The following is a 24,247-nucleotide window of genomic DNA, read 5'->3' on the forward strand; positions in this document are numbered from 1 at the left end:
AGTAGCGGCGACCCCGACACCGGTAAAACCGCCGGGAGCTGGTTTGGAGCCTGCGTCTTCCTCATCGTCGCGGCGACAGTCCTTCGTTCCTTCTTCCTGTAATATAGCAGGCTATGGAATACAATATCAACAAGGGAATCGGACGCAACGTGGAATTCAACGGCTTGCAGGCACAATACCTGTACTTTTTTGTCGGGGGCTTGCTGGCCATTTTCCTGCTGTTCGTCATCTTCTATATGATAGGTATTGACCGGTGGTTCTGTATCGGTTTCGGTGTCCTCTCCGCTTTCTCTCTGATCTTCGGGGTGTTCCACCTGAACAAGAAGTATGGTCCCAACGGCCTGATGAAGCTGGCCGCAGTCAAGTACCACCCGTCCTATATCATCAATCGCAAACGTATATCTTCCTTATTTAAAAAACGCATTCATGAGAAATATATTAAAAGCCGCAACGCTGGAAAGTAAGTTTCCAATCCTGTCCGTGGAGGAAGGGTGCATTCTCTCCAAAGACGCGGACGTGACCATCGGCTTCAAGGTCTTTCTTCCGGAGCTGTTCACGGTCACTTCCGCAGATTATGCATCCATGCACGGCACATGAACAAAGGCAGTCAAGGTACTGCCGAATTATACGATAGTACACCGCCAGGACTGGTTTCTGAAAGAAAATTACAAGGCCGACACGCAGAAAGACGGGATGAGTTTTTTGGACCGTTCTTTCGAACTTCATTTTAATGAACGGCCTTTCCTAAATCATTTCTCTTACCTGTTTATCACCAAGACGACTAAGGAACGCAGCCGCAGCCAGAGCAATTTCTCCATCCTCTGCCGGGGGAATATAATTCCGAAGGAAGTCCGGGACAAAGAAACGGTCAGCCTGTTTTTGGAGAGTGTCGACCAGTTCGAGCGCATCCTGAATGACTCGGCCTTTATCCGTCTGGAGCGGTTGACCACCGATGAGATAGTCGGCACACCACAGCAGGCCGGATTGATTGAAAAGTATTTTTCTCTATCACAGCAGGACACGACCACCCTGAAGGATATACAGATGAGCGCGTCCAAGATGCGCATCGGGGACAATACGCTCTGCGTGCATACGCTTTCCGACGTGGATGATCTTCCCGGCAGTGTCCAGACGGATACCCGGTATGAGAAATACTCCACCGACCGCAGCGACTGCCGTCTAAGTTTTGCCGCTCCGGTGGGGCTAATGCTCTCCTGTAACCATATTTACAACCAGTTCCTGTTCATCGATGATTCGGCAGAAATCCTGCAACGCTTTGAGAAGACGGCACGCAACATGCACTCGCTTTCCAAATACAGCCGAGCCAACCAACTTAACAAGCAGTGGATTGATGCCTACCTGGACGAGGCGCATTCCTTCGGGCTGACCGCCATCCGTTGCCATTGCAATGTCATGGCATGGTCGGACAGCCGGGAGAAGCTCAAGGTGATAAAGAACGATACCGGTTCTGCTCTGGCCCTGATGGGATGCAAGCCCCGTTATAATACCATTGACGCACCTGCCTTGTATTGGGCAGGTATTCCGGGAGGCGAAGGCGATTTCCCTTCCGAGGAGTCCTTTTTCACTTTCGTCGAACAGGGAGTCTGCTTCTTTACGGAAGAGACGAACTATGCGGATTCCCTGTCGCCATTCGGTATCAAGATGGCAGACCGGACAAACGGGAAGCCCCTGCATCTGGATATTTCGGACGAACCGATGCGTCGTGGTATTACAACCAACCGTAACAAGCTGGTCATCGGGCCTTCCGGTTCGGGCAAGTCATTTTTTATGAACCATCTTGTGAGACAGTATTGGGAACAGAATACCCACATTATATTGATCGACATCGGTAACAGTTACAAGGGATTATGTGACCTGATTCACCAGCGCACAAACGGTGAGGATGGCATATATTATACGTATAGTGAAAAACATCCGATAGCTTTTAATCCATTTTTCACCGAAGACAAGGTCTTTGACCTGGAAAAGAAAGAGTCCATTAAAACGCTGATCATGTCGCTCTGGAAAAGGGATACGGAAGTCATTACCCGTGCCGAGGAAGTAGCACTCTCAATGGCGGTTAACCTGTTCCTTGAAAAGATAAAGGAGGACAATGAGCTGGTTCCTTCCTTTAATACTTTCTACGAGTTCGTACAGGGAGAGTTCCGTGGAATACTGGAGGAGAAGCATTACCGCGAGAAGGATTTCGATCTCACTAACTTTCTGAATGTATTGGCTCCTTATTATCGTGGTGGAGAGTACGATTATCTGCTGAACTCCGACGAGCAGCTCGACCTGTTGAACAAGCGTTTTGTGGTATTTGAAATTGACGAAATTAAGGAGCATAAAATTCTTTTTCCGGTAGTCACTGTCATCATTATGGAGGCTTTCATAAACAAAATGAGACGTTTGCATGGGGTGCGAAAGATGATAGTTGTAGAGGAGGCTTGGAAGGCAATCGCACGTGAAGGCATGGCTGACTATATAAAGTTTTTATGTGCGCCCGTAAAGGTTGCATCGTAAATATCTCTTTGGCAAGAGATTAGGAAAGTGTTCTTTGAAAATGACCTATCATCAGCCGACTTATCTGTTTCGGGAAAACTTAACCGAGCAGGGAGTGTAGCATGTCGGAAAAGTCATAAGTCAGTTAGTTACCAAACTGCGACTGAATGGCGAGATGAAAAGATAGATATGAGGATAAAGTCCGAATTGATTGAACGATAGTCCGAATGGTCCCCCTTGAGGCTATGGCGTAAGGTAACTATCAATCGCCATATCGTGATACTACTTCAGTGTATAGGAATGAAGGTAGCAAGAACTTATCACGACACAACCGCAGTAAGCGAGTAAAGGACGGAAGTCGTATCCGACAATCTATCATGCCAACAGTTACGATGTAATAAACGGGGATTACCTATCCCGAAGTGCCGAAAGGCTATTAGGTTCGACCTATGAAAATTCGGAGTGGTAACGGAGCTTCCATAGTAGTTTGAGCAAGGTAACGCCTTGTACATGGCGAAGGGAAGCAGCTAATTATTAATACAATTAACGGAAAATGTGAGAGACATTATGAGAAGTCCAGAAAGAGTATTAAACAGTCTATCAGAACACAGTAAGGATGCAAGCTATAAGTTTGAACGTCTTTACAGAATTTTGTTCAATGAGGAAATGTTCTACGTTGCCTATCAGCGTATCTACGCTAAAGAGGGTAACATGACTAAAGGTTCAGACGGTCAGACCATTGACAACATGAGCCTGAAACGAATTGAAAAGTTGATTGATACGTTAAAAGATGAAACGTACCAGCCCCAACCGTCAAAGAGGGTGTACATACCGAAGAAAAACGGTAAGAAAAGACCTCTTGGCGTGCCGACTTTCAATGACAAGTTGATACAAGAAGTAGTAAGAATGGTACTGGAAGCCATATACGAGGGAAATTTTGAATACACCTCGCATGGTTTCCGTCCCAATCGAAGCTGCCATACTGCATTAACTCATATCCAAAAGGAGTTTAATGGTGCAAAATGGTTTGTGGAGGGAGACATAAAAGGCTTCTTTGATAATATAAACCATGATGTATTGATAAACATTCTCTTGGAGCGTATTGCGGATGAACGCTTCATCCGATTGATACGCAAGTTTATGAAAGCGGGATATATCGAAGACTGGCAATTCCACAATACTTACAGTGGCACACCGCAAGGGGGTATCATCAGCCCGATATTGGCTAATATATACCTTGACAAGCTGGATAAGTATATAAAGGAATACACAGCCAAATTCGACAAAGGGAAGAAACGAAAATTCAGTAGAGAAAGTATGGACTTTGGCAATGCAAGAAAACGTATTGTGCGAAGATTGAAGTTCGTAAAAGACGAAAGGCAAAGGACAAAGCTAATCCTTGAACTGAAAGCAATAGAACAAGGACGGGCTAAATATCCCAACGGCGAAGAAATGGATGCCGATTACAGAAGAATGAAATATGCAAGATATGCAGATGATTTTCTTGTGGGAATTATCGGAAGCAAGCAGGATGCGCAACAGATAAAAGAAGATATTAAAAACTTCCTTGCTGACAGACTGGCATTGGAGCTGTCCGATGAAAAGACACTTGTCACTCACACGGAAAGACCGGCCAAGTTTCTCGGATATGAAATCACTGTAAGAAAGTCCAATGACCAAAGACGGGATAAACGGGGTAGATTGAGAAGAACCTATGGTAAAAGGGTCTGCTTGAATGTCAGTACGGAAACAGTCCGTAAAAAACTTTTCGATTGGGGAGTATTGGAACTGACAAACCGTAACGGAAAGGAAATATGGAAACCGAAATGTAAATCGGGACTGATATTCAATGACGACCTTGAAATCCTTGATAGTTATAATCGGGAAATCGTGGGGTTCTATAATTACTACTCCATAGCCAACAACTGCGCCCATGCCTTGAATAATTTCAAGTACATCATGGAATACAGCATGTACAAAACGTTTGCAGGCAAATATAAGTGCCGAACACGTAAGGTAAACAAGAAATATCGTAAGAACGGTAGGTTTATCGTAACGCACATGACTAAAACTGGTGTAAAGGAAAGATACTTTTACGACGGTGGCTTCAAACGAAAGAAGCCCACCTATAAATCGGAATGTGACATTATGCCACGAACAATTTATACTGCGGGGCGGACAAGCCTTGTTGAAAGGCTGAAAGCCCGTGAGTGTGAATTATGTGGAGCGACAGACGACCTTGTTATGCACCATGTAAGGAAACTAAAGAACTTGCAGGGAAAGGAAAGCTGGGAACGACACATGATTGCCCGTAAACGCAAGACGATTGCCGTGTGCAGGAGTTGTCACAAGAAGATACATGACGGAAAGATAGACTGAAATTAGTGGAGAGCCGGATACGCTGAGAGGTGTAAGTCCGGTTCGGGGGCGAGCATTTGGAAACCTACCATAGAAATATGATAAGGCGCTGGGTGCTTAGCCTACACAAAACGGTTAGAAAGTATTTTGGTGAGGCCGTTGTCGTCACTCAAGAACTGGACGATATTGTATCAAGTCCCATTATCAAAGACACCATTATCAACAATGCCGATTGTAAGATTCTGCTGGATCAGCGAAAGTATATTAACAAGTTTGACTCCGTACAGTCCCTGCTCGGATTGACCGACAAAGAGAAAGGGCAGATATTGTCTATCAATCAGTCCAACGATCCGGCACGGAAGTATAAGGAGGTTTGAATAGGCTTGGGAGGTGTCCGGTCCGCTGTCTATGCCACAGAAACCTCTGTCGAGGAGTATCTCACCTATACCACGGAAGAAACCGAAAAACTGGAAGTCACACAAATGACAGAGAAGCTGGGCGGCAATATGGAGCAGGCTATCCGAATGTTGGCAAGTGAGAAGAAAAAGAAAAAATAAACGATTAAAATAAAGAAGCAATGAGAAAGAGAATTATAAGCATGTTGTTTGTCCTGTCGGCCTTTATAGTACCGGCAAGCGTACAGGCACAGTGGGTGGTGTCCGATCCGGGCAACCTCGTCCAGGGTATCGTGAACAGTGTCAACGAAATAGTGGAGACCTCGGAAACGGCGCAGAATGCCCTCTCCACATGGAAGGAGACCTCAAAGATTTTCGAGCAGGGGCGTGAGTATTACGACAAGCTGCGCAAAGTGAACGACCTGATCAGCGGCAGCGAGAAAGTCAAGGAGTCCGTCCTGATGCTCGGTGATATCTCCGAGATTTACGTGAACAATTTCGGCAAGATGCTAACCGACAAGAATTTCAGCCAGCGGGAGCTGAATGCGATAGCTGCCGGTTATAACACCATCATGAAGAAGAGCAGCCGCAGCATTACCGAGCTGAAGAATATCATCAATCCCACCGGCATGTCCATGAACGACAAGGAACGCATTGACCTGGTGAACCGGGTATACAGGGAAATGACACATTACAAGGAATTGGCCAACTACTACACCCGCAAGAACCTGCATGTATCCTACCTGCGTGCCAAGGAGAAGAACGAGCAGCAACAGGTATTTGACCTGTACGGCAAGGATGAGCGTTATTGGTAGTCTACAATTTTAAAAGAATCAATTATGGTATTATTATCCATTTCATTTGAAAATATGCACCAGATTCTTCGGAATCTCTATGATACGATGACCAAACTCTGCCACCCGATGATGGACATGGCGATGGCACTCGCTGCATTAGGAGCTTTGTTCTATATCGCTTACCGTGTCTGGCAGTCGCTCTCCCGTGCGGAGCCCATCGATGTCTTTTCGATGTTACGGCCTTTTGTCCTGGGCATGTGTATCCTTTTCTTTGACGTGATGGTGCTGGGAACTCTCAACGGTATCTTTAGCCCCATCGTTCAGGGAACCGGAATGCTGCTCCGTGACCAGACCTTCGACTTGCAGAAGTACCAGCAGGAGAAGGACAAGCTCCGTGCGGACATGATGGCTAAGACGATGATGACCGGACGTGTCTTTGCTTCCAATGAGGAGCTGGATGCGGAACTGGATAACATGGGCTGGAGTGAGGAGGAGCATACGGCCTTGCAGACCATGTATGAGGTTTCGTATGCCTTCTCCCTGCAAGGTATTGTCCAGATGGTCATGCGCAAATTGCTGGAGATTCTCTTCCAGTCCGCTTCGCTGGTCATCGACACGATCCGTACCTTTTTCCTGATAGTCCTAAGCATTTTGGGACCGATAGCCTTTGCCCTGAGTGTTTTTGACGGACTGCAGAACACGCTTGTCCAATGGCTGGCACGCTATATCAGTGTCTATCTCTGGCTACCGGTGGCTGATCTCTTCGGGGCGATGCTTGCAAGATACAGACGCTAATCCTGCAGGAAGAGATGAACCTGATGGCCGATCCGATGAGTGTCATTGACGTGGACGGTTCCTCGGCCATCTATCTGATATTCATGGTCATCGGCATTATCGGATATTTTTGTGTGCCCACTGTTTCGAACTGGATTGTCCAAGCGGGAGGTATGAGTGCCTATAACCGGAATGTCAACAATACGACATCCAAGGTGACCAATGTAGCCGGTGCTGCGGCGGGTGCTTCGACGGGAAATGTCGGTGCCGTATTATTGAAAAAGTAGAAATTGAAAAAACATAAAATTATGGAATTTAAAAGTTTTAAAAACATCGAATCCTCGTTCAGGCAGATCCGCCTGTTCACGTTGGTCTTTCTGGGTATTTGTGCCTCACTGACTACGTATGCCATCTGAAAGTCCTACCTCTTTGCTAACCAGCAACGGGAGAAAGTATATGTATTGGATCAGGGCAAGTCACTCATAGTGGCGTTATCCCAAGATGCGGCATTGAACCGTCCGGTGGAGGCCCGCGAGCATGTGCGCCGCATGCATGAACTGTTCTTTACGCTGGCTCCCGATAAGGCCGCTATCGAATCCAATATCAACCGGGCCATGTATCTGGCGGACAAGAGTCTTTATAGTTATTACCGGGATTGGAACGAGAAAGGCTATTATAATCGTCTGATCAGCGGTAATATTAACCAGACTGTCCTGGTAGACAGCATGCAGTGTGATTTCGATAACTATCCGTACCGGATCACCACCTTTGCCCGGCAGATGATTATCCGAAACAGCAATATCACCGAGCGTTCCCTGGTCACCCGTTGCTTCCTGCAGAGTACAGTCAGGTCGGATAATAATCCGCAAGGCTTCATGGCGGAACGCTTTGAGATTTTGGAAAACAGGGATATAAGGACCGTTGAACGCTAATATATTAAGGTAATGAAAAGCAGGAAGATAAAGACAGAGATCAGCGAAAAACTGAAGAACGTTTGCGAGGAGCTGTCCGAAAAAGAGCGTAAGGGAGTGCTTGTGGGCATGCTGGTTACCAGTACCGTTCTATGTGGTATCACCGTAGCACGCGCTTTCGGGCGTTTTCTCTCTCACGGCACACAAAAGGAGTTGCCGTTTGTCCATCCGGTGGACTCCCTCCACCGGGCGGATAAAGACAGTATAATGTATCACCCTAAAACCAACGAGTAATGGAAGATAAAGATTTGGAAAAGCCCGAAGCGGCAGAAGAAACGGCGGTACAGCCGGAAAACGGCAGAGCCTTGAAGGAAGAACCTGAAAAAGAGAAGAAGGTGCTCACACCGGAAGAGATGGAAAAAAGAAGGAAGTTCATTGTGATTCCGGCCTTTGTGCTGGTCTTCCTGGGAGTCATGTACTGAATATTTGCCCCCTCCGGCAAGGAAAACGAGACGGAAGCCCCCGGAAATTCAGGATTCAATGTGAACGTACCCGAACCTACCACTGCCAAACTGGTGGATAAGAAGACCGCTGCCTATGAGAAGCAACAGGCGGAAGTGGAGGAAGAAAGCCGGATGAAGTCGTTGGAGCAGCTTGCCGGGACATTAATGAACGAAGGAAAGGGGGCATCCGATACCGGTGAAAAAGAAAAGGACGGAGACCGGTTGCAACAGTCCGTTAATACCTACGAGCAAATCTCCGGGCAGTTGAATGACTTCTATGAGACTCCCAAAGAGACGGCAAACAGCGATTTGGAAAGAAAAGTAGATGAACTGAACAAAAAGCTGGAAGAGGCGGAAAAGGAGAAGAACAAGGCGGCTACCCGAGAAGAACTGATGGAGCGGTCCTACAAGATGGCGGCAAAGTATCTGAACCCGGATAAGGATACGGTCCAGGAGAAAGCTGTCGGAAAAGAACCCACGGAAACTGTTCCGGTTCAGCGGGCGGAGTATCAGACGACCTCCGGCCTTTCACAACCTGTTACGGATTCCGCCTATATCGCTTCGCTTACTGTCGAGAGGAATTACGGTTTTAATACTGCTGTCGGGAACAGCTACCAAATGGGGACGAATACCATCGCCGCCTGCATTTCGGAGAACCAGATCATTGAACAGGGAGGCAGGGTAAAACTCCGGTTGCTGCAACCTCTACAAGCCGGCAACATTACCGTTCCGGAGAACAGTCTGGTAACAGGTGCGGCGGTCATACAGGGAGAGCGTCTGGATATCCTGATCAGCAGCATCGAGTATGCCGGGAATATCATTCCTGTTCAGTTGGCGACTTACGATATAGACGGGCAGAAAGGTATTTTCGTTCCCGGATCGGAAACCCGCAATGCGGCAAAGGATGCGGCTGGAACGGTCAGCGAGAGCATGGGAAACAGCGTTTCGTTTGCACGTTCTGCCGGACAGCAGGTGGTCATGGACCTGACGCGCGGAGTCATGCAGGGCGGCACGCGGTTGATCACCGGACGGGTTCGCGCGGTCAAGGTGACACTGAAAGCCGGATATAAGGTGCTGCTGGTCACAAAGAGACAATAACGGATTATTCACTTTAATAAAAAAGACAAGACAATGAAAATAGTTATAGCATTCTTGATGGCTGTTCTGGCCTCGGTATCCGGTTTTTCACAGGAGGAAAGGCCGGTAAATCCCGTCAGGATTCTGACGGCGGGCCAGCATATCATCCCTTATAAAATAGAGGTCACTTTTGGGAAGACGGTGCATATCCTCTTCCCTTCGGAAGTGCGCTACGTGGATTTGGGCAGTAACAATATCATCGCAGGCAAGGCTGACGGAGTCGAGAACGTGGTACGTGTCAAAGCGGCGGTGAAGGAGTTTCCGGGAGAGACGAACTTCTCCGTGATTACAGGAGACGGCTCTTTCTTTTCCTTCAATGTCGTTTATAAGGAAGAGCCTTCCACACTGAATATCAATATGGACCAGTGGATGAACCCGGACGAGGGAGAAAAGAAAGGAGGCAGCTCCATCCGTGTCACGGAACTGGGCGAGGAAGATCCGACGGTCATTGCCAGCGTGATGTACACCATCCACCGGCTGGACCGTAGGGACGTGAAGCATATCGGATGCAGGCAGTTCGGGATGCAGGCTCTTTTAAAGGGCATTTATGTGCATAAGGACCTGATCTTCTTCCATGTTTCCCTGACGAACAATTCCAATGTGCCTTTCGATGTGGATTTCGTGCGATTTAAGATAGTGGATAAGAAGATAGCCAAAAGGACGGCTCAGCAGGAAACTTATATTGAACCGGTACGCACGCTCAATGCCCTGACACGCATCGAAGGAAAGAGCACGGGACGGATCGTGTATGCCTTTCCGAAAATTGTCATTCCTGACGACAAGTTGCTGGAAGTGGAAATTTACGAGAAAGGGGGAGGCCGTCACCAGCGGTTCTATATTGAGAACAGTGACCTGGTGGACGCGCGTATTGTGAATGAATTAATCGGTGAGTAATCATGAAAAGAGTTTTATTTATTTTGTTATGCATTTGTCTGCCCTTTGTGGCAGGCAAATCTTTTGCCCAGCGTTACCTGCCGGGGCAGAAAGGTATCCAGCTTACGTTAGGCGGTGTAGACGACTTCGGTTCAAATGTGAAGCATCTGCATGGTAATTTCCAGGTCGGACTGGCTCTGAGTCGGTATAACCGGAACCATTCCCGCTGGCTGTTCGGGGCGGATTATGTGAAAAAGCACTATTCCTATAAGGATGTTGCGATCCCCAAAGCGCAGTTTACCGGGGAGGTAGGTTATTTCGTGCCGTTCATCTCGGACCGTGGTAAGAACGTGTTCTTCTCTGCCGGTCTTTCCGCTCTGGCGGGTTATGAGACGACCAACTGGAACTGCAAGCTGCTCTATGACGGGGCGACTTTAAAGAATGACGGATGCTTCATTTATGGTTTTGCCCCGGCTTTCGAGATGGAGGCGTTCCTTTCCGACAGGCTGGTTTTTCTTTTCAATGTCCGCCAGAGGATATTCTTCGGATCATCCGTGGGGAATTTCCACACGGTGGCAGCTGTCGGTGTCAAGTACATTTTCAATTAGCAGCAACAGTATGGAACAAGGCAATTGGAACGTGGATGAGATGCTTCATTGGCTGGATATGAAAATAAACCGGGAAGACCGGAACATACGTGAACAAAGCAAGAAGATGAATGAGAATTTCCTACACTTTTTCGAATGGAATGCGGAGAGCCTGTATAAGTCTCATTTTATGTCCGGGTGTTATAAGATACTCCGGCAGGCGGTGGACGGGGCAAAGGGCATGGATACGGTTTGGAATATTGTTGAGGACAACATTGCTTACTGTGAGAACAAACTGTTGAACGGTCAGGTGGATTGTAACAGTTCCAGCCGGACAACGAATGTTGCCCATTTCCTGAAGTTGGAGTGTATGCAGCAGTTAGTTAGGGATTACCGGGAATTCGCGAATATCCTTGCGCAAACGCCTCCCGAAGAGAATTTGCAACAGACGGCTAATAAAACAGAAAAGAAGAGAGAAGAGCCGCCTGAAAGAAAGATAAAAACGGGCATCAGGCGTTAGCCGACAACGGACTCAATCAAGTAAATTATTCATTTAGTAATACGTAAAATCATGAAGATGAAATTAATAATAAGTGGTATCATGCTCACATTGCTTTGCCTGCTGGGTGGCTGTGATGATAAATTGGAAGTACAGCAGGCTTATGATTTCTCGCTAACGTCCTGGTATCTCCAGAAGACCATTTCCCCGGATGAGACCGTGGAGATTCGTCTGACACTCAATCGTAGCGGAAACTATGAGGAAGCCGGCTATCAAATCGGTTATATACAGATGGAGGGTAGCGGCGAGGTGTACGACAAGAAGAAGGTCTATCTGGTGAACCGGGAGATGCAACCGTTGGATTCGATAGCGGAGTTGGATGACAGCGATCCCTGCCGCCAGGTATTCACGCTCTTCTATCATAACCGAAGCAGCAAGAATGCGGAAATTAAATTCGTGATAGCGGATAATTTCCATCAGGAAAGAGAACTGGATATATCCTTTCAGAGCGAAACTGAAACGGACATGGAACTATAAATCGGACAACAATGGATAAAAGTGATTTAAGGATCGAACAATTGCAGCAATATCTTGACAAGAAGAAAGGGGTTGTGGAAAGCGATATAAAAGAGTATAACCAGCAACTGGGAAAAAACTATCTTCATTTCTTTGACTGGCATGCCGATGACTTGTATAAGGCCTGTTATATGGATAAGAATTATAAGGCCATTCAGGAGGCGATTGATACCGCTGAAACGCCGAAGGACATTGAAGGCTATTTGAAGCGTTGTACCCTGTATATAGAAGAAGATCTCCTGAACGGTCCGCTTGTCAAGAAAAGTACCAACCCGATGTCGAATATGGCCCATTCCCTGGAGATGGAATGCAAACAGGAGTTACTGAAGGACCTCCGGTATTTAAACAGGCTTCTTCAGAGTGAGACTGTAAGTGAAAGAATAAGGCCGCAAGAAGCACCCCGACAAGAAATTGTGCCTGTGAAAGAAAAGAAGAAAACGGGACCACGGTTGAGATAGTATCAATTGAAAGCAATAAAAAAGCTACTGAATTTTTGTTTCAGTAGCTTTTTTATTTATCCCGGTCTTATATTCCGGCTATACCAGATAAGCCTCAAAAAGATAATGTATGAATAACCGGCCCTTTTCCGTCCAGACCGTCAACATGGCCGTGCCTGTTTCTCCTGTGCGGCTTTCCCATACATGGGTCCGGGTTGCTGTATAGCCTTGATTCTGGTAAGGAGCTTTGAGCAGCCACTGACCGGATTGACGGAACTGGATGCCTGCCCATCGGAGCCGCTTGTTCAACATTCCGGCAGTCATTCCCAATTCTTTCGCTATCTGTGTGGTCGTGTAGGTGCTTTGGGATTGCAGGACTTTGTCGTAATACTGAACTTTTGGGGCCTGTAGCTTGAGTTTCAGGATAGCATAGTTGTTCTCCTTCTCCAATGCTGAAATACGGCTGTCTCGCTCTTTTATACGGTTCTGTGCGAGCAATATGGCACGCGCAAGCAGTTCATTATCCGTTTCGCCATTCTTCTTAAGAAGATAGCCACCGTTCTTTAGTGTTTCGGGAACCAGTTCATCAAATATCCAGCTTTCGAATTTCTCAGCGGAAGGCAGCTTGCTACCGGCAATCAGCGGTATACGTTTCCTTCGCTGATGTACTTGATTTTCTGGACGGCACTGCGTGTAGGGGTGTCGTAAACCACGACACCCATTGGTTTACAATGTCTTACGACGGCATCTCTCGGATTGGAGTAGCCAAGTGCGGCGGCAACATCCGAGGCGCAGAACCATATTTTCCCGTCAATTTCCAGTGTCCGGATGCGTCCGAACTCGGGATGTTCAAATATCGATACTTTATTCATGACTGTTTAATTTATAGGTTTCTTCTATTGCTTTAAATATCTCGTAGACTACCTGGGGGACGATAGCGTTCCCGTATCCTTTAATGGATGCCTGTCTTCACCGAGAAAAGGAGATACCGTCCAATCGGGTGGAAAGCCCATCATCTCGGCTACAAACAGGGGATTGAGTTGGAAACTCTTTCCAGTCCGGGCGAAGAAATCCGGAAGGCTGTTCTTCTGTGGTATCTTTCCCCGTTTCTTCAGGTTCTCCAGTGAAGGTGCGCCTTTCCAATCCCGCGCTGTCGGTGTCGGCATCACTTGTCCTTCTGCCAGCCATTGTAGGATCGATTCTTCCAGATTGTTCCCGTCCGTGTTTTCCAGCTCAGTATTGTCCGGTATCGGTTCCGGTAGTATCCCGTAAAAGTCCAGAAAATCCGTCAGGCCGTTGGGATTCTTCTCTCCGGCTATCTGGGCATGGGGTGAGGATAAATTCATCGATTTCCATTTCCTGACTCTTTCGGCATGGTGTATCTCTGTTGCCACTGGCGTTGGCAGAAGCATTCCATGGATTATCTCCGGTAGTCCCTGCTGCCTGCTGCCCGGCCCCCTGCGCTTGTAGTCCTGTGCCGTCACGGTGGGCAATAAACCAAACTCTATCCCGTCTGTGAGGTGCACCGACGGAACAAGCCGGTATAAGTACCGGCTGGACGGAATATCCTTCGCGTTCAAGATCACGGCAAATGGTTTCAACAACATATTGCTGTCGTCTTTTAAATACAGGCTCACTCTCTCCGAATAGAGTGGATTGACTTCCCACTTCAGTCTCCTGACCGGGCTGTACCATCGTGAGGATGCCAGCAACGTTCTCACCAATGACCCAATCGGGCCTGATCTCATGTATGGCCCTGAGCATGTGAGGCCAGAGATAGCGGTTATCATCCGCTCCCTTTCTTTGGCCTGCGACGGAGAATGGTTGACAAGGAAAACCTCCTGTAAGGACATTGATTTTTCCTCTCCATTCCCTGAAATCTGTCGTTGTGACATCTGTATAACTTTTCGCATCTTTAAACCAGTAATTTAGAATGGTATTACAAAAATCGTCTATCTCGCAATGGAAGGCATTCTGCCATCCCATTCATTCGGCAGCCAGGTCTGGGGCGCCGAATCCACTAAACAGGGAAGCGTGTACCAGACGCTTCCGCTGTTTCTTGTCTTGCTCTTCTTCTTTCATTGTTTATTCATTATTTAGAGGTTCGAGGTTCATTACTTTTTTGTCGATCTTACGATAGATGCTCCCCATCTCCAGCATATTTTCCAATCGGAGCAGGTCCGTGATTTCATAGACGGTCATCCCTTTCTGTGTCGTGAAGCGGATATATCCTTTCTGTCGCTGTATCTCCACTTCTTCGGGAGTCATGTGCAGGACTTCACAGATTTCCTGCAAGGTCAGGGTAAGGCTTACTTCCTTAACTGTGTAGATGTAAGTCAGGATGTTCAGCATCTGGAGGCATTTGCGGTGTGATTTGACGAGTGCTGCGAATTTGTTTCGTTCTATGACGATTACTTTACTTTGATTTTCCATGTGAATTTTTATTTATGAGTTAATAGAATCGGATATGAAATCTTCGTTTAGACATTCTTCTCTCAGGAATTTATATACGTCAGAAGCCCAGAAGTAAATCTTGCCGCTGAGTTTGAAAAATGGGAGTTTCCCGGAATTACGCCAGCGGATCAGTGTCCGGTCGCATACTTTCAGCATCAGGCGCATATCCCGGCTGTCCAGCATTTGCTTACCGTTGAAACTGGTTACTGCTTCCAGAGCCGTTTCCAGCTTGGCAATCAGTTTTCGTTGTTCCTCAAAGTTGTCCTTTATCATTGCTTTGAGTATCTCAATATCATTTCTGTTCTCTTCCATACAATATTCCTTTGTTCTAATGGGTTATTTTTCTTTCTTCGGTTGCAAAGTTTTCAAAATTAGGCATGAAAAATAGGGCTGACGGTAACCGCCAGCCCCACATTTTCCTTGTAACTCACTTGGTATCAATGTGAATTTTCAGAATATTTTTTCTTCATCAGGATAGAAAGGGGAATACACGCAATTCTCCTTCTTAAAAAAGAGACTGATAGAATGACAGAGGATATCGGATAAAAAAGGGCTGACAATTAATTGTCAACCCTTCTATAAATATGCTATGATTAACTTGGAAGCATCAAAAACATTGCTTACCTTTGTGTTACAGAGATATTTGAAATTATGCAGAGCAATGCAATGTGTAGCTGAACTTCCACTACTATATCGTTACCTGCATCTTTATAAAAACACTTTTAATCGCTGATTTATAAAAGATTAAAACGAACTACACTCTTTTGTTGTTTGTAATAAAGTGCTTCATCGGTTCCGGAAATCATTTGAACCTTGGATGTATTGAGCATATAGTCCGGATTTATTTCCGCAGTCAGGTTCATGTTACGGGTAGCAAGCCATGACACAGCCAATAAGGCATCCAAACGATTGATAGGGCGTTTGAAATAATCATAAGCATTGAGGTCTTCTATTTCTTCCTCGAAAGAGGTATCATACTTATGTGTTTCCCTATCGTTACTTGCCATCAACCAAGAGCCCTTTCCGGTAAGCGTTAATTTAGGAGTTAACTTATCCGTGTAAATCAACGAAAAATAATGGCTGTATTCATGCTCACGGGTATCTTTTAGTGTAGATGCAGCGTTCTCTGTATCGGTATTTTCCCGAAGTTGGTCCTGCCTGGTATTCGTTGGCGAAGTTTTAAAGACATAAGACGCATTAAGTTCCTTCTTATCTGGCTTTATATCCAGATGATAAGCCAATGCTCCCTCCCATATACAGTTTTTTACACTTGAAGACGTGCGGTTATTTATCGAAGAACCAGGCTGCTCATTCGATTGAAACTCCGTTTTAGCATATCTATCGGTATAATTGTCCCTCTTCCTAACCGAAAAGCTACCACTGAGAAAGTCTCTAGCCGACAGGTCACGACTAATATTTATATTACCACTATATGCATCCGTTTTATTCTCGACCCGCTCATTATCCAGCAACGAATAATTCGTTCCCTGCGTGGAAGAGATATTTTCCGTATGCAAAGGCTTATCCCATGAATATCCGATAGAGCTTGCTATTCGGGTTTTGTCTGAGCTTGCCGTCACTCGCTGTGAAAGATTCAGGTTTCTGTCCAGACGAAAGGAAGCGAGTGATTCGCCAACCGCTCCAAACAAACGCTGAGTTTTATCCGGGGTCACCGTTATCACATAGTCATATTCCTTATACTTTTCAGGTTTATCAAGCAGAATCTTAACATTGGTAAACCCCATTGCAGGCAACTTTCGCAATACCTCGTTCAGTGAACTTCCACCGGAAAAGAGTGCATCCTTACGTCCGTTGCGAAGTACTATCACACTCTTCAGTGGATCATTTTCAGCTACGATCCGGTCGTCAATAACCGATAAAAAAGGTACTCGTCCCAATATATCCAACATGCTCGATGTAGCACGTGTTGAATCAGCGGTAATATTATAAATCACTTCCCGGGCGTTCTTCTCTACTAACGGCCGGATGGTGACTTCATCAAGCTGAATTTGATCTATTTTAAGCGTAATCTGCCCCAACTTGATCGGTTCGGAGTCAAGTTCGATGTTTCGTATTTGTTCTTTATACCCTACACAAGTTATCTTAAGCTTGTATTTGCCTTTCGGTAAGGGAATTTCGAACTTTCCATACGTATCGCAAGCGGCTGTCCGAAAAACTTTTCCCGGTTGACTCGTCGTTAATACGATTACAGAAGCAAAAGAAATAGGAAGATTTTCGGTGTCCTTGATCACTCCACTGGCGGAGAGAAGGTCTTGCTTTACAGTTTGTGCATTCAACTTCCACACCGATAGTTCGGAAAAACAGATAGGAAGGAGTATAAAACAGAAGTAAAACGCTTTTTTCTTATTCATCTCTATTCAATTTTTCAATTAAGTCTTCATAAATGTATTTATTTACACCACCTGTATGATGCAAAGCTTGAAACATTAGTTTGCGCTCATTACTTTTAACGAGATCAAAATAGACGGAAAGTTTATGTATAAAGGCAGTTAAGCCCTCCCCAAGGTGCATAGTAGCAAAGAAATCACAGGGCACTTTTCCCTTTTCTATAACAATCTATTTTGTCGTTTCCTATTTTTACAAATATAAGTATAACTATTGAAATAAAGATATTTAATTATTATTTACCAGCCATGTTATGAAACATACATATATGTTTACGCTTATAATATGTATTTATATAAGTCATACGCACTTTCGAAAGAGCTTGGGAGTTATGATCGGACCTTTTATTTTCAAAACGCTTCGATAAGTTTACTTTCTACAAAAAACCTCTTGATTACTTAGATTGAAGTGAGGAAAAGCTTTATTTACATAAAATCTTAATCTATTATTATGAAAACGAGAACGTTCCTCATCTTGTCGGATTTATGACTTTTCCGGTTGCCACGTCAAATTTGCGAAGCCGGATCGCGTGATCCGGCTCGAGTACACTCCGATATTAGGTCCATCATTTTATAAATCTATTCGTGGAGGTACTCTCCACCATTGGGGGTAAATAGATAACTTCAGGATCCAGGTTTTCAGAGGAACGATCCCAAATAAGCGTTAAGGGCATAGGTTCTTTTACTAATAAGTGTTATAAAAACACTTATTAAAGGGTAATTACTTGCAGATTTCGCAGAAGTCCGTATCTTTGCACTGTGTTTTTCATAGTATTAGATTTAAGGTTAACAAAGGTTGGAGCAAGGCGTTGCTCCTTTTTTTTGCCCTATACGCTCGTAACGGCTAGATGAAGTAACACCACTCACACGCATCAGTTGCTGATCACTCTGCTGATTTTGAATACAAATAACTATTTTCTCAACGCATCTTTATTATATAATTCTAGGTTCTTAAAATTATCTAAAGATTCTCCACATTGTTGAGCGTCCAGAGAACTATATCTATATTTGAGAATACAAACAACTTTAATCTAGCGAGTATCTATGAAAACAATCAAGGTAATAGCATTATTATTCGTTTTTTCTTGTTTATGTTTCTCGTGCAATCAAAAACAGGATCAGCTTGTGAATCTATTCTATCAGAAGGATGATGGTGTTTTATTCCTCGCAAATACAGAATCTGCTACTTATATTCAGAAATTGGAACTCAATTTGGAAAAAGACACGCTACTACTCACTACTTATAAAAAGGACGTTTCCGGATCGACTAAATTTAAAGCTAGTTTATTTTCTAAATGGAGAGTAAAATTAGATTCAACTTTCCATATTAAGTATCTAAAGTATGGAGACAAAGCGGTTGAATTATCTGAATTGAAATCCCCCTCTAAGGATTTAATCCAACGTTTCTATCCCTCTATTGAGATACAACCTGAAAAGTTTCCATATGTTGTCGAGTAACTCCCTCCTATTAAAGCTTTAAAGAAGACGCGTTGTATTCATACAGCAGCTCAAATGTACTCCACACACACATAGCTAACTCCAAATCTCTCTACATTTGTCACATCCAATATGGATACATTAAACTATTTAATTATGAAAATATACCTTTTACTATTGATCTTGGTTTCTAATACAGTTTATGCACAAAAGATTAATAATCTGATAGAATTAAAACAGAATTCCACCAATGAGCTATTCCATCATTTAGAGAGAGCCATTCGCACTCCCGCATTTCAATCTGAAGGTTACTGGGTATGGGGAAGTTCTGTAACAAAAGGAGGTGATGGGAAATATCATATGTTTGTATCCCGATTTCCTAAAACATTGCGTTTTCATCCGGGCTGGATGGTAGCTTCGGAAATTGTGCATGCAGTATCAGATACTCCCCAAGGTCCATATAATTTTAGTGACGTAGCATTACCGGCACGAGGTGCGCAATACTGGGATGGACGATCTACTCATAATCCACGGATTTTAAAGCACAACCATAAATATTACCTTATCTACATGGGCTCTACTCACCCTTTTGCGGAACCTACTTATGATGAATTGACTCTAAGCAGTCCTTGGTGCACCGTAGCCCGTTCGAGCAAACGTATCGGTTTAGCCATAGCCGATTCGCCTTACGGCCCATGGAAACGACTTGATGAACCGATTTTAAAAACGAAAGCCAATACTTTCTATAGTTATCTGACATCCAATCCCTCTCCCATTATTCAGGAAGACGGTTCGGTTATGATGATTTTTAAAGGACGCGCGCATACCCAGAATGGGAAACACTCCCAGATGGCTTTGGGCATAGCTTATGCTCCATCCATAGAAGGACCGTACACAGTACTAAATAATGATCAACCTATATTCCAAATAGATGGACAAGGCGAAGCAGAAGATCCTTTTCTATGGAAAGATAAAAGAGGATACCATGTTATATTCAAAGATCAGGTAGGCAAATACACAGGTGAACGAGGTGGAGGAGTTATGGCATACTCCGAAGATGGTATTCACTGGACAGTCAATAAAGATCCAAAATCCTACTCACTCACCGTAGAATGGGAAGACGGAAAAGTTGAAAAACAAGGGCAATTGGAACGCTCATTTCTCTTATTTGATGAAAACGGAAAAATGACCCATGCCTTTTTCGCTACAATGGATGGGCCCGGCGGATTTGAAAATGCAAGCAATTCATGGAATATGGTAATACCCATTAAATAATGCCTTAAACAAGAATCAAATAGGAAATAGTTAGCAGCAAAATCGTCCCGACTTGCTCATTACAGAGCTTTAGGTGAATTAGCATCTGCGTTTTATGACTATTGAAATAAACAAAGGGAAACCGTCTTTCTTCACAAATGGTCTCCCTTTTGTTTTAAATACAATACTTATTCAATAAATCAATTATTTTTCAGTTTTTTCCATTAGTAAATCGAAAGTTGTCGGAGTAAAATTCGGAAGATCGACCTGACCTTCGCCTTCATCCAACATTACTTTTTCTGCATTGAATTTGAATTTCAGCTTAGTGGTCTTCAATTCATAGTTGCCGCCTTCTGACTGAGAAACTTTTACTTCAATGTTTAAAGTCTGATCTTCTACATCTTCGTCTCCAGACGGAATGGATACAGCAAGTTTCAACGGTTTCGGATCAAGCACAAATTTCACACTGTCTTTGGCTTCCGTAAGTGTAGGTGTATAACCAATTTTATACTTTACATTACCCACCGCCTCAATTATCTTATCAGCTGTTTCTTCGTCATTTACAATAGAGAGCACAATATCCTTTATCGGAAAGTTCTCAAAATAAACGGTGTCATTATTCACTTTCGCTGAAATATCCAAGCCGGCCGGAGTTTCTTCCTCTCCTTCCAGACCTTCGCTTTCTGTCGGTGATACAGTGAGGATATTCATTTTTCCGGTATAATCACCGAACATAGCAGCAGGTGAAATCACATCGGGTTTTTCCCAAGTAGGATCGTCGTCATCATTACAAGCCGTAAAGCTAAAAGAACATCCAAGTACCAACATGAATACAAATAAACGGTTTAGTTTAAATTCTTTTTTCATTTCCTTTAATTTAAAAATTTAGTAAAAAAAATAGTTATTATTTCATCAGCTGATTTCATTAAAAAAACGGATGCATCTTGAAATTACTGCACATCGCTCATGTTAAAAAAAGCTTCATTGCTAATAATCAAATAGATACATTGATAATAAATTAAAATAAAAAGAGAATGTATACTACCATTTTCTGAACACAACCGAATAAAAGAATAATAAACAGTAAGTCACCCGGTATGCATATTACTATATTTAACTCTTCACGATGCAGTCTTTTCGGAATAAAATCATTTAAGTGATAAGTAGATTATTATTTAACCTAAAAAAGTATATAATGAAAAGTAGTTCATTCTTTTACAAAACCCTGATAACTGCAACGGCAATTATCAGTTCCATCGGTTTACAGTCATGTCTGGACGATGATGACAATAACAATTATTACTACAACAGATATCCCAAGGCACTTGTCACGGTAAAGTCGAGTATCGACGAGACCTTCTTCTTACAGTTGGACGACAGTACAACCCTGTTACCGGTAAATTTATCCGCTTCCCCATACGGAGATAAAGAAGTACGAGCACTAGTCAATTATGAAGAAGTGGACAAGCCCAGTGGAATATACAACAAAGCAATACAAATAAACTGGATTGACAGCATCCTCACCAAGTCCATCGCTCCTGATCTGGGAGATGACAACGACAAGGTATATGGTACAGATCCCGTAGAAATAGTAAAAGATTGGGTAACGATTGCAGAAGACGGTTATCTGACTCTTCGCTTTCGGACCTTATGGGGAGGAAACCGGAAGCCACACTTCGTCAATTTGTTACTGGGACAAGACCCCGAGAATCCTTACGAAGTGGAATTCAGGCATCATGCATACGGGGATATATACGGAGAAAAAGCTGATGCGTTGGTTGCTTTCAAACTAGACGGACTTCCCGATACGAAAGGGAAAACGGTCAAACTGAAACTGAAATGGCAATCATTCAACGGCGAAAAGTCTGTAGAATTTGATTATTGTACCCGAAGGTCGGTAAATCCTCAGAGTTCCGCCATTACAACCGTCAGAAGCAATTTTAAGATGAAATAATTTTCTCATGATCCACGACTTCCCTGGATGACTCCGCTTGTTTAAAGTGTGAATTGTTCAGGGAAGTTTTATTATATCAATATGGGATTTCATTTTCAACCATCCGAAAGTTTTTCCAGCCCCAAGAAACGTTATCCGGACACCAGAGTTACAACACAGCATAATCGAGATAATGAAATCCAAAAAAAATGCGTTAACAAATGACTCAAGAAAGTAACTACATCATTCAATGCAAGTTATTACATTAATAGATGCAAGAGAATTCTTATTTAACGAACGGGCGAGTCTCAGAAATCATCTAGATCTTTTTTAAATTCACCTAGATCGTTGTATTGAAAGAACCCGATCTTTTTAGAATCTATCTAGACGTTTTGAGGGGATAAATCCGCTTGGTTTCTTATCTCTTGAAAAGATGAAAATTTTACCGCAGGACTATTGGTTTTTTCAAATAAATAAAGTATTTTTGCTTATATTACATTTAAAAGATAGTACCATGAAGAAACTAAGTTTGTGTTTTCTGATCGGGTTTCTCTGCTTAAGCAATACCGTTTTTGCACAGGAGACGTTGGAGATAGACTACCCCACTATCAAAGAATATGTAACCACTCACCCTACTGAGTTCCAGGAACTAATGCAGCGTTTTCAAGCCAATGACTCTTTACTAACGCGTCAAGATTATGCAACTGTATACTATGGCTACTCTTTTACGTCTGCATATCAAGGAAGTATGAATACATTTTCCGATTTCTTTGAATTAACAAAGGCAAAGAAGTACGAAGAAGCCTACAGTGCCGCTCAGGAACATTTAAAGAGTAATCCGGTATCTTTGCAATTACTCTATCACTTGTACGAGTTGGGGAGCATGCTTCAAAAAGATTCCAACGAAACAAGAGGATATGCCAAACAATATGCGGCCTTACTCACTACAATATCGTTGAGCGGTGATGGAAAATCTGAAGAAACAGCTATTAAAGTGATTTGTGTGGCTGATGAGTATCAACTAATGTATATATTTTTTAGAGTCGGAAAACTAAAGTCACAAGCCCTGATAAACAATTGTGACCTGATGGAGTTTGAAAGCAGCGAATACTTTCCGGGAACCCAATTGTATTTCGACATCAGCCGCTCTCTCGACTACACAAGCGAACTTTTTAATAAGAAATGAAACGAAAACTAATTTATATCTTTCTCTCTTTTGTCTTTCTTTGCATCGTGAGTATCCTTGTTTGCAACCGGCTGATTAAAAAGAATGCCGTGCAAAAACTGTATAGTCAGGTGACTGAAATGCCCCACAATTCTGTGGGGTTATTGCTTGGCACTTCACCGAAACTCAAGAACGGCAACAACAATCTATATTTCGATTATCGCATTCAGGCAACCGCCAATCTGTATAAGGCGCGAAAGATCGATTACATTTTGATAAGTGGCGACAAACGAAGGGACGATTACAACGAACCCGAGGAGATGAAACAAGCGTTAATCCGCAAAGGTGTCCCTCTACAAGCCATTTATCTCGATTATGCCGGACTGCGAACGCTGGATTCCGTAGTAAGAGCCAAGCTCGTCTTTGGACAAAACAAGCTTACCGTCATATCTCAAAAGTTCCACAACGAACGCGCTATTTATCTTGCCGAACGAAACGGTATAGAAGCCATCGGATTCAATGCCGACGATGTTAGCGCGTATGCCGGTTTCAAAACCCAACTACGCGAACTCTTTGCCCGCGTAAAGATGTTCGCTGACCTGGCAACAGGCAAAAAGCCGAGGTTTCTGGGCGAACACTTTGTCATAGGCAAGCAAGGGAAGTAACGACAATTCTCATCAAACCATATAAAAAACAGTATGTATATCCGACCCACTGAAAAGACTGATTTAAAGAGAATCATGGAGATTTATGATTTTGCCAGAGCTTTTATGCAGGAAAACGGCAACCCAAATCAATGGATTGACGGATACCCAAGCGAAGAGTTCATGTTACAGGAAATAATCGCTAACCATAGTTTCGTTTGTGAGAATGAGCAAGGTGAACTAGTGGGCACCTTTTGTTTCATCATCGGGGAAGATCCTACCTACCGCAAGATAGAGAATGGCAAATGGCTGAATGATAATCCCTACGGTACACTTCACCGAATTGCTTCCAACGGCCGGCAAAAAGGGCTTTTCCACCATTGCATCGAATGGTGCTTCAAGTGTTGCGGGAATATACGTGTAGATACGCATCAGGATAATGTGGTGATGCAAAGTGCCTTGACAAAAGATGGTTTCAAAGAATGTGGAATCATTTATACTACGAACGGTACGCCTCGTATTGCCTATCAAAAGAGTTTATAACAATCGGTCGAAATACCTGTTCCATGGGAAGAAACAAGCAGGGTATTCGAGAAGCACACGCAA

At 43.9% G+C, this 24,247-nt stretch carries 24 protein-coding genes and 5 pseudogenes; 22 read left to right on the plus strand and 7 right to left on the minus strand.

From position 1 onward, the window contains the following. The 16 genes and pseudogenes from JCM10512_RS21965 to JCM10512_RS09675 all read left to right on the plus strand — a co-directional run. Positions 1 to 102: DUF4134 family protein (locus JCM10512_RS21965; protein ID WP_139016528.1), on the plus strand; the 102-nt coding region annotated here is incomplete at its 5' end. Between the two features lie 11 nt (positions 103 to 113). Then, positions 114 to 464 (plus strand): DUF4133 domain-containing protein, encoded by a 351-nt coding sequence (locus JCM10512_RS09595; RefSeq protein WP_004309896.1) that lies wholly within the window; start codon positions 114 to 116, stop codon positions 462 to 464. Further along, a pseudogene (locus tag JCM10512_RS09600) lies at positions 427 to 2,511 on the plus strand (TraG family conjugative transposon ATPase); the annotation flags it as partial. The gene JCM10512_RS09595 and the pseudogene JCM10512_RS09600, both read left to right, overlap by 38 nt. Before the next feature lie 558 nt (positions 2,512 to 3,069). Beyond that, positions 3,070 to 4,881, plus strand: a complete 1,812-nt coding sequence (locus JCM10512_RS09605; RefSeq protein WP_004318718.1) for a reverse transcriptase/maturase family protein — start codon at positions 3,070 to 3,072, stop codon at positions 4,879 to 4,881. A gap of 89 nt (positions 4,882 to 4,970) precedes the next feature. Then, positions 4,971 to 5,417 (plus strand): annotated as a pseudogene (locus JCM10512_RS23770) (TraG/VirB4 family ATPase); the annotation flags it as partial. A gap of 20 nt (positions 5,418 to 5,437) precedes the next feature. Further along, positions 5,438 to 6,070: a DUF4141 domain-containing protein gene (locus tag JCM10512_RS09620; protein WP_004318720.1), complete on the plus strand. Its 633-nt coding sequence runs from the start codon at positions 5,438 to 5,440 to the stop codon at positions 6,068 to 6,070. 24 nt (positions 6,071 to 6,094) lie between these two features. Beyond that, positions 6,095 to 7,113: pseudogene (gene traJ / locus JCM10512_RS09625) on the plus strand (conjugative transposon protein TraJ). A 21-nt stretch (positions 7,114 to 7,134) separates the two neighbouring features. Beyond that, a pseudogene (gene traK / locus JCM10512_RS09635) lies at positions 7,135 to 7,758 on the plus strand (conjugative transposon protein TraK). A gap of 12 nt (positions 7,759 to 7,770) precedes the next feature. Beyond that, on the plus strand, positions 7,771 to 8,031 hold the full coding sequence (locus JCM10512_RS09640; RefSeq protein ID WP_004318726.1) for a hypothetical protein: 261 nt from the start codon (positions 7,771 to 7,773) through the stop codon (positions 8,029 to 8,031). After that, positions 8,031 to 8,219, plus strand: coding sequence for a hypothetical protein (locus tag JCM10512_RS09645; RefSeq protein ID WP_004308045.1), 189 nt, complete (start codon positions 8,031 to 8,033; stop codon positions 8,217 to 8,219). The genes JCM10512_RS09640 and JCM10512_RS09645 overlap by 1 nt, the downstream gene beginning before the upstream one ends. After that, on the plus strand, positions 8,220 to 9,338 hold the full coding sequence (gene traM / locus JCM10512_RS09650; RefSeq protein WP_081741272.1) for a conjugative transposon protein TraM: 1,119 nt from the start codon (positions 8,220 to 8,222) through the stop codon (positions 9,336 to 9,338). Positions 9,339 to 9,371: 33 nt separating this feature from the next. Beyond that, the gene (gene traN / locus JCM10512_RS09655) at positions 9,372 to 10,271 is read left to right on the plus strand and encodes a conjugative transposon protein TraN (RefSeq protein WP_004308047.1); all 900 of its coding nucleotides are present in this window, start codon (positions 9,372 to 9,374) and stop codon (positions 10,269 to 10,271) included. A gap of 2 nt (positions 10,272 to 10,273) precedes the next feature. Further along, positions 10,274 to 10,858, plus strand: coding sequence for a conjugal transfer protein TraO (locus JCM10512_RS09660; RefSeq protein ID WP_004308048.1), 585 nt, complete (start codon positions 10,274 to 10,276; stop codon positions 10,856 to 10,858). A 10-nt stretch (positions 10,859 to 10,868) separates the two neighbouring features. Beyond that, a complete protein-coding gene (locus JCM10512_RS09665) occupies positions 10,869 to 11,357 on the plus strand; it encodes a hypothetical protein (RefSeq protein ID WP_004308049.1) in 489 nt (162 codons plus the stop codon). A gap of 51 nt (positions 11,358 to 11,408) precedes the next feature. Next, on the plus strand, positions 11,409 to 11,873 hold the full coding sequence (locus JCM10512_RS09670; RefSeq protein WP_004308050.1) for a TraQ conjugal transfer family protein: 465 nt from the start codon (positions 11,409 to 11,411) through the stop codon (positions 11,871 to 11,873). An 11-nt stretch (positions 11,874 to 11,884) separates the two neighbouring features. After that, complete coding sequence (locus JCM10512_RS09675) at positions 11,885 to 12,370, plus strand: hypothetical protein (protein ID WP_004318733.1); 486 nt, start codon at positions 11,885 to 11,887, stop codon at positions 12,368 to 12,370. Positions 12,371 to 12,448: 78 nt separating this feature from the next. Here JCM10512_RS09675 and JCM10512_RS09680 read toward each other — a convergent pair. From JCM10512_RS09680 to JCM10512_RS09700, 6 genes and pseudogenes are all read right to left on the minus strand, one after another. After that, positions 12,449 to 13,221: pseudogene (locus JCM10512_RS09680) on the minus strand (phage antirepressor KilAC domain-containing protein). Positions 13,222 to 13,269: 48 nt separating this feature from the next. Further along, complete coding sequence (locus tag JCM10512_RS24825; RefSeq protein ID WP_132061476.1) at positions 13,270 to 13,695, minus strand: hypothetical protein; 426 nt, start codon at positions 13,693 to 13,695, stop codon at positions 13,270 to 13,272. Beyond that, positions 13,583 to 14,335 (minus strand): DNA cytosine methyltransferase, encoded by a 753-nt coding sequence (locus JCM10512_RS21980; RefSeq protein ID WP_008776848.1) that lies wholly within the window; start codon positions 14,333 to 14,335, stop codon positions 13,583 to 13,585. The genes JCM10512_RS24825 and JCM10512_RS21980 overlap by 113 nt, the downstream gene beginning before the upstream one ends. A gap of 99 nt (positions 14,336 to 14,434) precedes the next feature. Beyond that, positions 14,435 to 14,782, minus strand: coding sequence for a hypothetical protein (locus JCM10512_RS09690; RefSeq protein ID WP_004313787.1), 348 nt, complete (start codon positions 14,780 to 14,782; stop codon positions 14,435 to 14,437). A gap of 12 nt (positions 14,783 to 14,794) precedes the next feature. Beyond that, entirely contained in the window at positions 14,795 to 15,115 is a 321-nt protein-coding gene (locus JCM10512_RS09695) for a helix-turn-helix domain-containing protein (RefSeq protein ID WP_004308054.1), read from the minus strand. Positions 15,116 to 15,537: 422 nt separating this feature from the next. Beyond that, the gene (locus JCM10512_RS09700; RefSeq protein ID WP_044162567.1) at positions 15,538 to 17,175 is read right to left on the minus strand and encodes a carboxypeptidase-like regulatory domain-containing protein; all 1,638 of its coding nucleotides are present in this window, start codon (positions 17,173 to 17,175) and stop codon (positions 15,538 to 15,540) included. Between the two features lie 1,077 nt (positions 17,176 to 18,252). Between JCM10512_RS09700 and JCM10512_RS09705 the strand changes: the two genes are divergently transcribed. Both JCM10512_RS09705 and JCM10512_RS09710 read left to right on the plus strand, forming a co-directional pair. After that, positions 18,253 to 18,666, plus strand: coding sequence for a hypothetical protein (locus JCM10512_RS09705; protein WP_044162569.1), 414 nt, complete (start codon positions 18,253 to 18,255; stop codon positions 18,664 to 18,666). Positions 18,667 to 18,801: 135 nt separating this feature from the next. After that, the gene (locus JCM10512_RS09710; protein ID WP_044162730.1) at positions 18,802 to 19,920 is read left to right on the plus strand and encodes a glycoside hydrolase family protein; all 1,119 of its coding nucleotides are present in this window, start codon (positions 18,802 to 18,804) and stop codon (positions 19,918 to 19,920) included. A 183-nt stretch (positions 19,921 to 20,103) separates the two neighbouring features. Here JCM10512_RS09710 and JCM10512_RS09715 read toward each other — a convergent pair whose 3' ends face one another. Further along, positions 20,104 to 20,766: a DUF4840 domain-containing protein gene (locus JCM10512_RS09715; protein ID WP_044162570.1), complete on the minus strand. Its 663-nt coding sequence runs from the start codon at positions 20,764 to 20,766 to the stop codon at positions 20,104 to 20,106. Positions 20,767 to 21,094: 328 nt separating this feature from the next. On the opposite strand from JCM10512_RS09715, the gene JCM10512_RS09720 reads away from it, so the two are divergent. The 4 genes from JCM10512_RS09720 to JCM10512_RS09735 all read left to right on the plus strand — a co-directional run bounded on the left by JCM10512_RS09720 (position 21,095) and on the right by JCM10512_RS09735 (position 24,184). Next, the gene (locus JCM10512_RS09720; protein ID WP_044162572.1) at positions 21,095 to 21,853 is read left to right on the plus strand and encodes a NigD1/NigD2 family lipoprotein; all 759 of its coding nucleotides are present in this window, start codon (positions 21,095 to 21,097) and stop codon (positions 21,851 to 21,853) included. A 493-nt stretch (positions 21,854 to 22,346) separates the two neighbouring features. Next, positions 22,347 to 23,018, plus strand: coding sequence for a DUF4919 domain-containing protein (locus JCM10512_RS09725; protein WP_044162732.1), 672 nt, complete (start codon positions 22,347 to 22,349; stop codon positions 23,016 to 23,018). After that, positions 23,015 to 23,662 (plus strand): SanA/YdcF family protein, encoded by a 648-nt coding sequence (locus tag JCM10512_RS09730; protein WP_044162574.1) that lies wholly within the window; start codon positions 23,015 to 23,017, stop codon positions 23,660 to 23,662. The genes JCM10512_RS09725 and JCM10512_RS09730 overlap by 4 nt, the downstream gene beginning before the upstream one ends. Positions 23,663 to 23,695: 33 nt before the next feature. Next, positions 23,696 to 24,184 carry a GNAT family N-acetyltransferase gene (locus JCM10512_RS09735; protein ID WP_044162576.1) on the plus strand — a complete coding sequence of 163 codons (489 nt, stop codon included), beginning with the start codon at positions 23,696 to 23,698 and terminating at the stop codon, positions 24,182 to 24,184. Positions 24,185 to 24,247: the final 63 nt, after the last annotated feature.

Source organism: Bacteroides reticulotermitis JCM 10512, from assembly GCF_000517545.1.
Lineage (GTDB): Bacteria > Bacteroidota > Bacteroidia > Bacteroidales > Bacteroidaceae > Bacteroides > Bacteroides reticulotermitis.